The organism is Candidatus Sulfotelmatobacter sp. (assembly GCA_035498555.1).
Lineage (GTDB): Bacteria > Eisenbacteria > RBG-16-71-46 > RBG-16-71-46 > RBG-16-71-46 > DATKAB01.
Genome location: DATKAB010000081.1, coordinates 14,950 through 27,303, shown reverse-complemented (window position 1 = coordinate 27,303; position 12,354 = coordinate 14,950). Strand labels below are relative to the sequence as shown.

Below are 12,354 nucleotides of genomic sequence, written 5' to 3'. Positions count from 1 at the left end.
CCACATGTGCGGCATCGTCGGCTACGTAGGTCATCGCACCTGTCTGCCGATCCTGGTCGAGGGGCTGAAGCGTCTCGAATACCGCGGGTACGATTCGGCCGGCGTCGCGATTCAGGAGAACGGTCATCTCGTGGTGGTCAAGGCGGCCGGCAAGATTCGCGAGCTCGAGCGCCGGCTCGGCGCTCATCCGCCCGCCGGCACCGCCGGCATCGCGCACACGCGCTGGGCGACGCACGGCGAGCCCAACGACGTCAACGCTCATCCTCACACCGACGGCGGCGGCCACGTGGCGCTGGTGCACAACGGCATCATCGAGAACTACCGCGTCATCAAGTCGGCGCTCGAAAGCGAAGGGCATCGCTTCCGCACCCAGACCGACACCGAGGTGCTCGCGCATCTGATCGAGAAGTACATCAAGCGCGGCCTCAATCTCGAGCGCTCGGTCGGCGAAGCGCTGCGGCAGGTCGAAGGCACCTATGGCATTGCCGTGATGTACGACGGCGAGCCCGGCACGGTGGTGGGCGCGCGCAAGGGCAGCCCGCTGGTGGTGGGGGTTGCCGATGGCGAGTATTTCCTCGCCTCCGACGTGGCGCCGATCGTCGAGCACACCCGGCAGGTGGTGTATCTCGACGATGGCGAAATGGCAGTGCTGTCGCCCGACGGCTTCCATACCGCGACCATCGCCCACGAGCCGGTCGACAAGGCGGTGCACGAAGTGGACTGGGACCTCGCCCAGATCGAGAAGGGCGGCTACGACCATTTCATGCTCAAGGAGATCTGCGAGCAGCCCGAGTCGGTGCGCAATTCGCTCCGCGGCCACCTCGATCTGAACGAAGGCCTGGCGCGTCTCGGCGGGCTCAACATGACGCCCGAGGAGATGCTCGCGGTGCAACGCATCATCATCCTCGGCTGTGGGACCTCGTGGCACGCCGGCCTAATCGGCGAGTACATGATCGAGGAGCATGCGCGCATTCCGGTGGAAGTCGAGTACGCCTCGGAGTTCCGCTACCGCAATCCGATCCTGAGCCCCGGCACGCTGGTGCTGGTGATCTCGCAATCGGGCGAGACCGCCGACACCCTGGCGGCGATGCGCGAGGCCAAGCGCAAGGGCGCACGCGCGCTCGGCATCGTCAACGTGGTGGGCTCGACGATCGCCCGCGAATCGGACGGCGGCGTCTACCTGCACGCCGGCCCGGAGATCGGCGTGGCGTCCACCAAGGCCTTCACCAGTCAGGTGACGGTGCTGGCGCTGATCACGCTGGTGTTCGGCCGTCAGCGCGAAATGTCGAGCGAGGCCGGCATCGAGCTGGCTCGTGAGCTGGACGCGATTCCCTCCAAGATCGAGGCGATTCTCAGGCGCCGTTCGGTGATTCAGGACATCGCGCGCGCCTACAACGCTCACAACAACTTCATCTATCTGGGGCGCGGCTACAATTTCCCGGTGGCCCTCGAGGGCGCGCTCAAGCTGAAGGAGATCTCCTACATTCACGCCGAGGGCTATCCGGCCGCCGAGATGAAGCACGGGCCGATCGCCCTGATCGACGAGAGCATGCCGGTGGTGTTCATCTGCACCCGCGACAGCGCGTACGACAAGGTGATGAGCAACATGTCGGAGGTTCGCGCGCGCCGCGGCCGGATCATCGCCATCGCCACCGAGGGCGACGAGGAAGTGGCCGAGCGTGCGGATCACGTGGTGTACGTGCCTCAGACCCTGCCCATGCTCCAGCCGCTGCTGTCGGTGATTCCGCTCCAGCTCCTCGCTTACGAGGTGGCGGTGCAGCGCGGCTGCGACGTGGATCAGCCCCGCAACCTGGCCAAGAGCGTGACGGTCGAGTGAGCGCGGGCGAGGCGGCGGCGTGAGGACGGCGATTCGCGTGGCGGATGCTCCCGGAGCGATCGGTCCCTACAGTCAGGCGCAGGTGGTGCGCCTGCACGGCGGCCAGCGGATCGTTTACACCGCCGGCCAGGTGGGGCTCGATCCCGTCTCCGGCGAACTGGTGCCCGGCGACGTCGCGGCGCAGACCACCCAGGTGATGAAGAACCTCGCCGCGGTGCTGCGCGGCGCGGGGCTGTCGCTCGCCGACGTGGTCAAGACCACGGTCTTCCTGGTCGACATGGCCGACTTCCAGGCCATGAACCAGGCCTACGGCGCACAATTCTCCGACTCGCCGCCCGCCCGCACCACCGTGGCGGTGGCGGGATTGCCGCGCAACGCGCGAGTGGAGATCGAGGCGGTCGCGGTGGGCCGGGATCTCTAGTCCTCGAACGTTTCCCTCCGGCCGACAGGAAGTCGAAGTGACCGAACGCCGACGAATCGAGGTGCTGCTCACGCAGCTCGTGAGCTGCGCCGGTTGAGCCTCGAAAGTGGGTCCGGGGGACCTGCGCTCAGCTTTGAGCGGGCTGAAGCATCCGCGGCGTGACCGGCGGGTGCTGGTGGATCACAGCACGCTCGATGACGCCGGCGTTTTCGCCTGGGGCCGGGGCGAAGCCCTGGTGCAGACCGCGGACTTCTTCACGCCGGTGGTCGACGATCCCTACGATTTCGGCCAGATCGCCGCGGCCAATGCCCTGTCGGACGTTTACGCGATGGGCGGCCGGCCGATCACCGCGCTCGCGCTGCTCTGCCTGCCGGATTTCGGCGTCGGTTCCGAGGTGGTGCGGGCGATTCTCGAGGGCGGGCAGGACAAGATGCGCGAGGCCGGCGCCAGCATTCTCGGCGGCCACACCGTGCGCGATCCCGAGCTGAAATTCGGCTACGCGGTGACCGGAGTCGTACAGCGCCGTCACCTCCTGACCAACGCCGCCGCGCGGCCCGGCGACCGGCTGCTGCTCACCAAGCCGCTCGGAACCGGTGTGCTCTCGACCGCGCTCAAACAGGGCAAGCTCGAGGCCGGACCGCTTCGCCGGCTGACGCGCAGCATGGCCACCCTGAATCGCGCCGCCGCCGAAGCCGGCGTGGAGTTCGGCGCGCGCGCCGCCACCGACATCACCGGCTACGGGCTGCTCGGCCACGCCAGCCAGCTCGCCGACGCCAGCCAGGTCACGCTGCGGCTCCATCCGCGCGAGAGCTGGTTCCTGCCGCGCGCACTCGAGTTCGCGGCCGCCGGCGTGGCGCCCGGAGGGCTCGCCAAGAATCGCGAGTTCTACGGGCCGCGAGTCGAGAGCGACGGCGTGAGCGCGGCCGTGCTCGACGCGCTCTACGATCCGCAGACTTCGGGCGGCCTGCTGCTGGCCGTGCCGGAGCGAAGGCTGGGCGCGATGACGCGCGCGCTTCGGCGGCGGCGGGTGTGGACGCGGGAGATCGGCGCGGCGATCGATCGCGGCGCGCGCGCGATCCTCCTCGAGCGCCCCTGATCGGCGCGCCGTACGCGCCCGCGCGAGACTGGCGGCGGCGAAGCGGGCGATGCTAGGTTTCCGTGAGATGCGGGAACGAATGGGTTCTGGTGGACTCCGGGGACTTCAAATCCTGCGGTTGGGCGTTAAGAGCGCCCGAGGTGGGTTCGATTCCCACGCGTTCCCGCCAATTCTCGCCATCCTGGTGACGATCGCCGGAGCGGGCGTCCCGGCCTCGGCGCATGCCCAGAATCTCGGTCCCAGCGATTCGGTGCTGGTGGTGCCGAGGGGCGACAGCATCGTCACCATTCCCCAGAAAGCGGACACCACTGGAAATCGCAAGCTCGGGCTGTTCGACCAGCCGCGCTTCGTCATGGCGCGCTCACTGGTGTTCCCCGGCTGGGGACAGGCCCACAATCACGCCTGGTTCAAGGCGGTCGTCATCGCCGGCGCCGAGTGGTATTTGATCGCCAGCCTGGTTCAGGACGATCGCGCGCTGAAGGACCTGAACGAGCAGATCGACGCCGCGCAGGCGGCCGGCGACTTCGACACGGAGAACATGCTGGTGGACCAGTATAATGCTCGGCTCAACACCTTCGTCGCGCATCAGTGGTGGTTGGGCGGCGTGGTGATCTACTCCATGGCCGACGCCTACGTCGACGCCCATTTCGTGAACTTCAAGTTCGAATTCGAGCACGATCGCGCGCTGCGCGGACATACCGCGGGGGCGCGCATCTCGGTGGAGAAGAAGTTTTGACCGACTCGCCCCAGGCGCGGATCCGCAATTTCTGCATCATCGCCCACATCGATCACGGTAAGAGCACGCTGGCCGACCGGCTGCTCGAGATCACCCACACGCTGACGCCGCAGCAGATGAAGGCTCAGGTGCTGGACGACATGGATCTCGAGCGCGAGAAGGGCATCACCATCAAGTCGCACGCGATCGCGATGGAGTACACCGCCGCCGATGGGCGAGACTACGAGCTGAACCTCATCGACACCCCCGGCCACGTGGATTTCACCTACGAAGTGTCGCGCAGTCTCGCCGCCTGCGAGGGCGCGATCCTGGTGGTGGACGCTTCGCAGGGCGTCGAGGCGCAGACGCTCTCCAATTACTTCCTGGCCCGCGACCAGCACCTGGCGATCGTCGGCGCCATCAACAAGGTCGATCTGCCCGCGGCGCGACCCGACGACGTCGCGCTCGAGATCGAACACCTCTCGGGAGTCCCGGCCGAGCGCGTCTCGAAGATCAGCGCCAAGACCGGGCTGGGCGTGCCCGAATTGCTGGAACGCGTGATCGCCGACGTGCCGCCCCCGTCCGGCAATCCCGACGGCCGGTTGCGGGCGCTGATCTTCGATTCGAAATTCGACCAGTACCGCGGCGTCGTGTGCCTGGTGCGGGTGGTGGACGGACGCGTGAAGGCCGGCGATCACATCCGCTTTCTCTCCACCAGCAAGGAGCACGAGGTCACCGAGGTCGGGCGACTCCGGCTGAAGCTCGAGCCGCTGCCCGAGCTCCATGCCGGGCAGGTGGGCTACATCGTCGCCGGGGTGAAGAGCGTCTCCGACGCGCGCGTCGGCGACACGGTCGGGCCGGCGGGGAGCGAACCCGTCCACCCGCTTCCCGGTTTCCGCGAAACCCAGTCGATGGTGTTCTCGGGCCTCTATCCGATCGACGCCGAGCAGTACGAGGCGTTGAAGGAGGCGCTGGCCAAGCTGCGACTCAACGACGCGGCGCTGGACTACGAGCCCGAGACTTCCGTGGCGCTCGGCTTCGGGTTCCGCGCCGGCTTCCTCGGACTGTTGCATCTCGAGATCGTGCAGGAACGCCTGCGCCGCGAGTTCCAGATCGACCTGATCGCGACCACCCCGAGCGTGGAATATCAGGTGCTGCTGACCGACGGCGAGCTGATCAAGATCGACAATCCCAGCCAGATGCCGCCGCCTCAGAACATCGAGATGATCGAAGAGCCCTACGTCATGGCGCACGTGCTGACGCCGAGCGAGTATCTGGGCAACGTCATGAAGCTGTGCCAGGACCGCCGTGGGATGTTCGTGACCCTGGAACATCCCGAGCCCGAGCGGGTCCGCGTCGCCTACCGGCTGCCGCTCGCCGAGATCGTGCTCGACTTCTACGATCGGCTGAAGTCGGTGTCGCGAGGATACGCCTCGCTCGACTACGAGATCGACGGCTACCGCGAAGGCGACGTCGTCAAACTCGAGATCCTGCTCAACGGCGAGGTGGTGGACGCGCTGTCGGCGATCGTCCATCGTGACAAGGCCTACGACTACGGTCGCACGCTGTGCGAAAAGCTGAAGGAACTGATCCCGCGCCAGATGTTCGCGGTCGCGATCCAGGCGGCCATTGGCGGCAAGGTGATCGCCCGCGAGACTCTGGGGGCGATCCGCAAGAATGTGCTCGCGAAGTGTTACGGTGGCGACATCACGCGCAAGCGCAAGCTGCTGGAGAAACAGAAGGAAGGCAAGAAGCGTATGAAGCAGATCGGAACCGTCGAAGTGCCGCAGGAGGCGTTCCTGGCGGTGCTGAAGGTCGATCGCTGAACCCCGCGTCGCATCCGACGAGGAGACTCATGTCCGTCAAGTCCAACTTCGCGTCCGGCCGCTCCGGCTCGACGTCCGGCCGCTCCGGCGGCTCCGGCGCCCATCCGGCTCGCTCCGTCGTTCGGGAATACGTCGAGGCCGCGCTTTGGGCGCTGGTGCTGACGCTGTTCCTGCGCGCGTTCGTCATTCAGGCATTCCGCATCCCGTCCGAGTCCATGCGCGACACTCTGCTGGTGGGCGACTTCCTGTTCGTGAACAAGTTCGAGTACGGACCGAAGATCCCATTCACCCACATCCGGCTGCCCGGGCTGAGAGCGCCTCGGCGCGGGGACGTGATCGTGTTCCAGTTTCCACTCGATCCAACCAAGGATTTCATCAAGCGCTGCATCGGGACCGGCGGCAAGACCATCCAGATCCGCGACAAGCAGGTGAGCGTCGACGGCGTGGCGCTGCCCGAACCCTACACCAAGCATACCGATCCCCAGATCCGTCCGGCAGGCTACGACTTCCGCGACAACTTCGGACCGCTCACCGTGCCGCCCGGCGAGCTGTTCATGATGGGCGACAATCGCGACAACTCGAACGACAGCCGCTACTGGGGAACGCTCAAGATGGACCTGGTCAAGGGCCGCGCGATGTTCCTCTACTGGTCGTGGGACGGAGAGAAGAACTGGCCTCGATGGAATCGCATCTTCCAGCCGATTCGGTGAATTTGCCTCCGGCGCCGGAGGCGGGCCTCCCTCGGGTCGGGCCGGGCGCGCGGGCGCGCGCCGAGTCCGGCCCGGGGCTCTACGTGCACGTGCCGTTCTGCGCGGCCCGCTGCGGCTATTGCGACTTCTCGAGCGGCGCATTGTCCGCCGCGGCGGTCGACCGCTATCTCGACGCGCTCGAGCGTGAGATCGAGCGGCGCGCTCCTTCCGTCGCGTCGCTGGAATTTCGGAGCGTCTTCTTCGGCGGCGGCACGCCCTCGGCGCTACCGGCGCGGCATTTCGAGCGGATCGTCGCGGCGCTGCGCGCCCGGTTCGTGATCCACCCCCGGGCCGAGTTCACGGTCGAGGTGAATCCCGAGAACGCCGGCGAGCGGATGATGGCGGCCTGGCGCGGGGCCGGAGTCAACCGGCTCTCCTTCGGAGTGCAGAGCTTTCACGATCACGAGTTGAAGGCGCTCGGGCGGCTTCACGACTCGGAGCGGCCGGCGCTGGCATTCGCGCGAGCCCGCCGGGCGGGCTTCGAGCGCCTGTCGCTGGATCTGATGTTCGGCTTCCCCGGTCAGACGCTCTCGAGCTGGTCGCGCACCCTCGATCGCGCGCTCGAACTCGAACCCGAGCACCTTTCGGCCTACGCCTTCCTGGTCGAGCCCGGCACCCCGCTCGGAAACCGGGTACTGCGTGGCGAGCTCGAGCCGCTCGGCGCGGCACTTGAGGCGGACGCCTACGCGTTGCTCAGCGAGCGCGCGGAGCGGGCGGGATGGGGCTGCTACGAGACTTCGAACTTCTCTCGACCCGACGCCGAATCCCGACACAATCTCGGCTACTGGTTGCGCCGGCCGTACCTGGGACTCGGTCCCTCGGCGCACGGCCTGCTGGAGGGCGAGCGCTACGCCAACCACTGGTCGCCCGATCGCTGGGCCGAATCGCTCGAACGCGGGCTCGATCCCGAGGCGGAGCGCGAGGTCGAGACCCCCGAGTCGCGCGCGAGCGAAATCGTGATGCTGGCGTTGAGGCTCGGGACCGGAATGGTGGCCGCCGACTACCCCCCCGAAGCGTGGTCGGACGTGCTCCGGACGCGCGGGTCTGCGCTGGACGCGGCGGTGCGGGCGGGCCGACTCGAGCGCCGGGAGGAGGGTTTCCGCATCCGGCCCGAGCACCGGTTCGTGGCCGACGACGTCATCGCCTGGATCGAGTCGCGCGCCGTCCGGTTTGACAGCCGGCCCGTGGGTCCGATAATTCCCTCGCCATGTCCCGACCCGAGATCCCAGGCCGCCTGAACCAGGAGGATCCGGCGCTGAGCGACCGCCAGCGCCGGGTGTTCGCCTCGTTGCTGACCGTGCATGCCGAGACCGGCCGCCCGGTGGGCTCGCAGGCGCTGGGCTCGCGCGCCGGCATCCCGCTTTCTCCGGCCAGCATTCGCGGTGCGCTGGCCGAACTGGAGGGGCTCGGCCTGATCGAACGCGCGCACGCCTCGGCGGGCCGCGTGCCCAGCTCGCGCGGCTACCGGTTGTTCGTCCGGACGTTGCTGACACCGGCGCCGCTTCCACCCGACCAACTCTCCGAGGTCGATCGCACCTTGCGCGCCGCCGCGCGCGACGTCGAGCACCTGCTGAGCCAGGCCTCGCGCCTGCTGTCCCAGCTCACCCGCCAGCTCGGACTGGCGCAGGCCGCTTCGCTCGATCACGAGACCCTGCAGGCGCTGGATCTCTCGCCGCTCGACCAGCGCCGGCTGCTGCTCGTGCTTCGTCTCGGCGGGCTCGCGCTGAAGACGCTGTCGCTCGAGCTCGAGAGCCCGCTCGAGGACGCCGACGTGGCCAGTGTCGAATCGGTGTTGCGCGAGCGCCTGCTCGGCCGTGCGCTCCACGAGGTCCGTGCCCGGCTGGATCAGGATCCCGACCTGGTGCGCCACAGCGCCGTACGCATGGTGGCGCGCGCGGCCGCGGCCTGCTGGGCCGATCCGGTCTCGACGCCGCTCTACAGCTCGGGCGCCGCGCACATTGCCGGACAACCCGAGTTCGCCGACACCGAGCAGCTCCGGCAGCTGCTCGAGGTGCTCGAATCCGGCGTCCCGCTCGATCGTCTGATGGTGGCGAGCGGCGAAGGCGTAGCCGCGATTCGCGTCGGTCTCGACGAGGATCGCGCGCTGGCCGGTTGCAGCCTGGTGAGCTACGTGCTGCCGGGCGATGTCCACGGCGCCGTGGGAGTGCTCGGACCCCTGCGCATGGACTACGGCCTGGCGGTGGCGGTGGTGGACGCGGTCGGCAGCCGGGTCGCCGAGCTGATCCGATCGTGAACGCCGATCGCGAGAGGTCACCGCGACCGGGCGACACGGCTCCGGGCGCGAACGAGGCCGACGCCCGGGCGGTCGACGAAGGCACGCCGCCGGACGCGGTGAGCGCGGAATCCGTCGAATCCGGAGCGGCGGAGGGCAGCGAGGCCACGCAGGCGCCCGCGCCGATGGGCCAGGCGCTGGTCGAGATGCGCGAGCGCTGGCTGCGCGCCGAGGCCGAGATCCAGAACGTGCGCCGTCGCGCCGCTCGCGAGCGCGACGAGCAGCGCCGCGAGCTGGAGGATGCCTGGCTGCTCGAGCTGGCCGCCCTCGACGACGACGTGGCGCGCGCGCGCCAGATCGCGAAGGAGGCCGGCGCGCCCGATTCCTGGACTCGCGGCGTCGAGCTGGTCAGCCAGCGGATCCGCGAGCTGCTCGCGCGTCACGGCGTGGCGCCGATCGAGGCGCAGGGCAGGACCTTTGATCCCGCGCTGCACGAAGCGCTCGCCGAGCTGCCGGCGCCGGCCGGGACCGCGCCCGGCACGGTGCTGCAGGTGGTGACCGGCGGCTACACGCGCAACGGGCGTGCGTTGCGGCCGGCGCGCGTGGTGGTCGCGCGCGCCGCCGACGAGGGTTGATCGTGGCGCGGCGTGACTATTACGAAGTACTGGGCGTCGAGCGCGGCGCGACCGAGGAGGACATCAAGAAGGCGTATCGCAAGATCGCGTTCCAGTTTCACCCCGATCGCAATCCCGGCGACAAGCAGGCGGAGCAGAAGTTCAAGGAGGCGACCGAGGCCTATGAAGTCCTGCGCGATGCGCAGAAGCGGACGCGCTACGACCAGTTCGGACACCAGGAGCCCGGCATGCCGGGTCCGGGAGGCGGGCCTCAGGGCTTCGACTTCAGCGGCTTCGATCTCGCCGACGCGCTGCGCGCGTTCATGCGCGATTTCGGCGGCGACAACTTCGGCGATTTCTTCGGCGGACCCGGCCCGGGCCAGCAGCGTGGCGACGATCTCCAGGTCCGTCTGAAGCTCGGCCTCGAAGAGATCGCGACCGGCGTCGAAAAGCGCATCAAGGTGAAGCATCTGCGCACCTGCGGCACCTGCGACGGCAAGGGCGGCAAGGGCGAATCGGTGTGCCCGCAGTGCCAGGGCCGCGGCCAGGTGCGGCGGGTGCAGCAGTCCATCTTCGGACAGTTCGTCAACGTTTCGACCTGCCCGCAGTGCGAGGGCGAGGGCCGCATCGTTCGCGAGCGTTGCCCGACCTGCGGCGGCGACGGTCGCGTCAGCGAGACCGACACGATCGCGGTCAAGGTGCCGGCGGGGGTGGCGAACGGAAACTTCATCCCGCTGCGCGGGATGGGCGACATCGGGCCGCGAGGCGGTCCGGCCGGCGACCTGATCGTGCTGATCGAAGAGAAGCCACATCCGACCTTCGATCGCGACGGCAGCGATCTGCTGCTCGACGTGCCGGTGACGTATCCCACCGCGGTGATGGGTGGCCGAGCCGAGCTGCCCACCCTCGATGGAAAGCCGGCCGTACTCGAGATTCCATCCGGCACCCCCAGCGGCCGCGCGCTGCGGCTTCGCGGGCGCGGGTTGCCGGGGCTCCGCGGCGGGCGCGGCGATCTGGTCGCGCGCGTGGTGATCTGGGTGCCGCCCCGCGTTCAGGGCGCCGAGAAGAAGGTGCTCGAGGAGCTCCAGCGCCAGGAGGGGTTCCGGCCGCCGCGCCCCGGGAAGTCGCTGTTCGAGCGCATGAAGGATGCCTTCACCGGCTGACGCGACTCCGGCGTATCTCTACCTCCCGGAGCTACCGCCGGTGGGCGAGGAGTGCGCGCTCGATTCGGAAGACGCCCACTACGTCACCCGCGTCTGCCGCGCGGGCGCCGGCCAGGCCTTGAGCGCCACGGATGGGCGCGGGACGCTGGCGCGGCTGACGCTGCTGTCGGTCCGGGGCGAGGTCCGAGCCCGCGTCGAGGCGCGAGGGGTGGCCCAGGACCCCGGCGCGTCCGGCGTGGCCTGCGGGGCACCCGAGGGCCAGCGCGCCGACTGGATGTTCGAAAAGCTCGCCGAACTGGGAGTGCGCATCGTCCAGCCCCTCGACGGAGGTCGCGACCGGTGGGAGCGCTTCGCTTCGCGCATCGAGCGCTGGCAGCGCCTGTCGATCGCGGCGCTCCGGCAGTCCCGCCAGCCCTGGCTGCTGGAGATCCGGTCGCCGCTTTCGGTGGGGGACTGGCTCGAGCGCCTGCCGGCAGGAACCCGGCGGTGGCTCGCCGACCCGGAGGGTGGCCCTGCGCGCGGTCTCGGTGAGGGGATCCCCGGATGGGGCGCGGTGGGGCCCTCGGCGGGATTCGCGGCCGGGGAGCGCGAGTCCCTGCGCGAGGCCGGTTTTCGGCCGGTGAGGCTGGCCCCCGGAAGGCTGAGGACCGAGACCGCGGCCGTGGCCTGGGCAGCTCTGTGGGCCGCCGGAAGCTCCCCTGAACCCGAAATCTCGCGAGAATCGACAACTCCTTGACTCGGCTCGTCGAGGTCCGGCAAGATGACGGGCTTGCGATCTTGACGCCGATGCGGGTCAACCCTAGATTGCCATCGGCGAATTCTGGCTTCGCGCTTCCCCCTGGTGCGTGAGGCCGAGTCCCGTTCCATGCCCAACGTTCCAAGGTAGAGAGGGGGGAGGTTTTTGCCCGGCATCCGGGTAAAAGAAGGCGAATCATTCGAGAGCGCGCTGCGCCGTTTCAAGAAGAAGTGCGAGAAGGCGGGAGTGCTTTCGGATTTGAGACGGCATCAGCATTTCGAGAAGCCCAGTGAGCGGCGGAAGCGGAAGATGAACGCTGCGAAGCGCAAGAATCTGGCGCGCCGCCAGCAGGAGAACTAGCGACTCTGGACTTCGGGCGTTCCCTTTCCTGGTTGGATTGGACCTTCGCGATCGTCGCACTGGTGTTCGCGATCCAGGGCGCCCGCCAGGGAACGATTCGGCAGGTGATGACGCTGGCCGGGGTGTTCGGCGGGTTCGGGTCGGCGTGGGTGGTTTCCCAGTGGGTCGCGGCACATTGGCACGGTGCCCGACCCGCTGCGGTCTTCTGGGTACTGCGCTGGGTGGTGGCGATTCTCGCCGGTTGCGCCGTGGCCTCGCTCTTCACCTGGTTGGGAGGCCGACTGCGCGAAGGGATCAAGACCACCGACCTCGGCTGGCTCGACCGGCTGGGCGGTCTCGTTTTCGGAGCCGGGCTGGGGGCTTGTCTCTCGTGCGCGGCGCTAATTGGATTGCTGCTGACACCGTGGCCGCGCGGGATGTCCGAAGAAGTGAGAAAGGCGCGCGTCACGGCGCCGCTGCTCTCCGGCGCAGAGAGCCTCTTGGATCACGGTGATCGCTACATTCCGGGTGGCTCCCAACTCCATCATCTGCTTCAGAGCGCCGAACGGCGCGAGCGGAACCCGCGCACGGCGTCGTAGGTTCTGTCAACATTCGCGGTCGAGGT

Annotated in this window: 13 protein-coding genes and 1 tRNA gene; all 14 read left to right on the top strand. The window is 68.6% G+C overall.

Annotation, left to right across the window (positions count from 1 at the left end):
• Window positions 1-4: 4 nt before the first annotated feature.
• The 14 genes from glmS (at window position 5) to VMJ70_07125 (ending at window position 12,328) form a co-directional block, all read left to right on the top strand.
• On the top strand, window positions 5-1,837 hold the full coding sequence (gene glmS, locus VMJ70_07190; protein ID HTO90900.1) for a glutamine--fructose-6-phosphate transaminase (isomerizing): 1,833 nt from the start codon (window positions 5-7) through the stop codon (window positions 1,835-1,837).
• 19 nt (window positions 1,838-1,856) lie between these two features.
• On the top strand, window positions 1,857-2,258 hold the full coding sequence (locus VMJ70_07185) for a Rid family detoxifying hydrolase (GenBank protein HTO90899.1): 402 nt from the start codon (window positions 1,857-1,859) through the stop codon (window positions 2,256-2,258).
• Window positions 2,259-2,313: 55 nt separating this feature from the next.
• On the top strand, window positions 2,314-3,354 hold the full coding sequence (gene selD, locus VMJ70_07180; protein ID HTO90898.1) for a selenide, water dikinase SelD: 1,041 nt from the start codon (window positions 2,314-2,316) through the stop codon (window positions 3,352-3,354).
• 71 nt (window positions 3,355-3,425) lie between these two features.
• Window positions 3,426-3,523: transfer RNA gene (locus VMJ70_07175), tRNA-Sec, on the top strand.
• A gap of 15 nt (window positions 3,524-3,538) precedes the next feature.
• Entirely contained in the window at window positions 3,539-4,090 is a 552-nt protein-coding gene (locus VMJ70_07170; protein ID HTO90897.1) for a DUF5683 domain-containing protein, read from the top strand.
• Window positions 4,087-5,895, top strand: coding sequence for a translation elongation factor 4 (gene lepA, locus VMJ70_07165; protein HTO90896.1), 1,809 nt, complete (start codon window positions 4,087-4,089; stop codon window positions 5,893-5,895). Before VMJ70_07170 ends, lepA begins: the two co-directional genes overlap by 4 nt.
• 29 nt (window positions 5,896-5,924) lie before the next feature.
• The gene (lepB, locus tag VMJ70_07160; GenBank protein HTO90895.1) at window positions 5,925-6,605 is read left to right on the top strand and encodes a signal peptidase I; all 681 of its coding nucleotides are present in this window, start codon (window positions 5,925-5,927) and stop codon (window positions 6,603-6,605) included.
• A gap of 2 nt (window positions 6,606-6,607) precedes the next feature.
• Entirely contained in the window at window positions 6,608-7,882 is a 1,275-nt protein-coding gene (gene hemW / locus VMJ70_07155; GenBank protein HTO90894.1) for a radical SAM family heme chaperone HemW, read from the top strand.
• The gene (gene hrcA, locus VMJ70_07150; protein ID HTO90893.1) at window positions 7,852-8,898 is read left to right on the top strand and encodes a heat-inducible transcriptional repressor HrcA; all 1,047 of its coding nucleotides are present in this window, start codon (window positions 7,852-7,854) and stop codon (window positions 8,896-8,898) included. The genes hemW and hrcA overlap by 31 nt, the downstream gene beginning before the upstream one ends.
• Window positions 8,895-9,512: a nucleotide exchange factor GrpE gene (locus VMJ70_07145; protein ID HTO90892.1), complete on the top strand. Its 618-nt coding sequence runs from the start codon at window positions 8,895-8,897 to the stop codon at window positions 9,510-9,512. Before hrcA ends, VMJ70_07145 begins: the two co-directional genes overlap by 4 nt.
• 2 nt (window positions 9,513-9,514) lie before the next feature.
• Window positions 9,515-10,654 carry a molecular chaperone DnaJ gene (dnaJ, locus tag VMJ70_07140; GenBank protein HTO90891.1) on the top strand — a complete coding sequence of 380 codons (1,140 nt, stop codon included), beginning with the start codon at window positions 9,515-9,517 and terminating at the stop codon, window positions 10,652-10,654.
• Complete coding sequence (locus tag VMJ70_07135) at window positions 10,638-11,390, top strand: RsmE family RNA methyltransferase (protein ID HTO90890.1); 753 nt, start codon at window positions 10,638-10,640, stop codon at window positions 11,388-11,390. Before dnaJ ends, VMJ70_07135 begins: the two co-directional genes overlap by 17 nt.
• Before the next feature lie 165 nt (window positions 11,391-11,555).
• Window positions 11,556-11,750, top strand: coding sequence for a 30S ribosomal protein S21 (gene rpsU / locus VMJ70_07130; protein ID HTO90889.1), 195 nt, complete (start codon window positions 11,556-11,558; stop codon window positions 11,748-11,750).
• A 32-nt stretch (window positions 11,751-11,782) separates the two neighbouring features.
• Window positions 11,783-12,328 carry a CvpA family protein gene (locus VMJ70_07125; protein HTO90888.1) on the top strand — a complete coding sequence of 182 codons (546 nt, stop codon included), beginning with the start codon at window positions 11,783-11,785 and terminating at the stop codon, window positions 12,326-12,328.
• Window positions 12,329-12,354 lie beyond the last annotated feature (26 nt).

Coding starts and splice junctions, on each gene's coding strand:
- lepB (HTO90895.1), top strand. CDS start 5,925: ATGTCCGTCAAGTCCAACTTCGCGTCCGGCCGCTCCGGCTCGACGTCC.
- glmS (HTO90900.1), top strand. CDS start 5: ATGTGCGGCATCGTCGGCTACGTAGGTCATCGCACCTGTCTGCCGATC.
- hrcA (HTO90893.1), top strand. CDS start 7,852: ATGTCCCGACCCGAGATCCCAGGCCGCCTGAACCAGGAGGATCCGGCG.
- VMJ70_07135 (HTO90890.1), top strand. CDS start 10,638: ATGCCTTCACCGGCTGACGCGACTCCGGCGTATCTCTACCTCCCGGAG.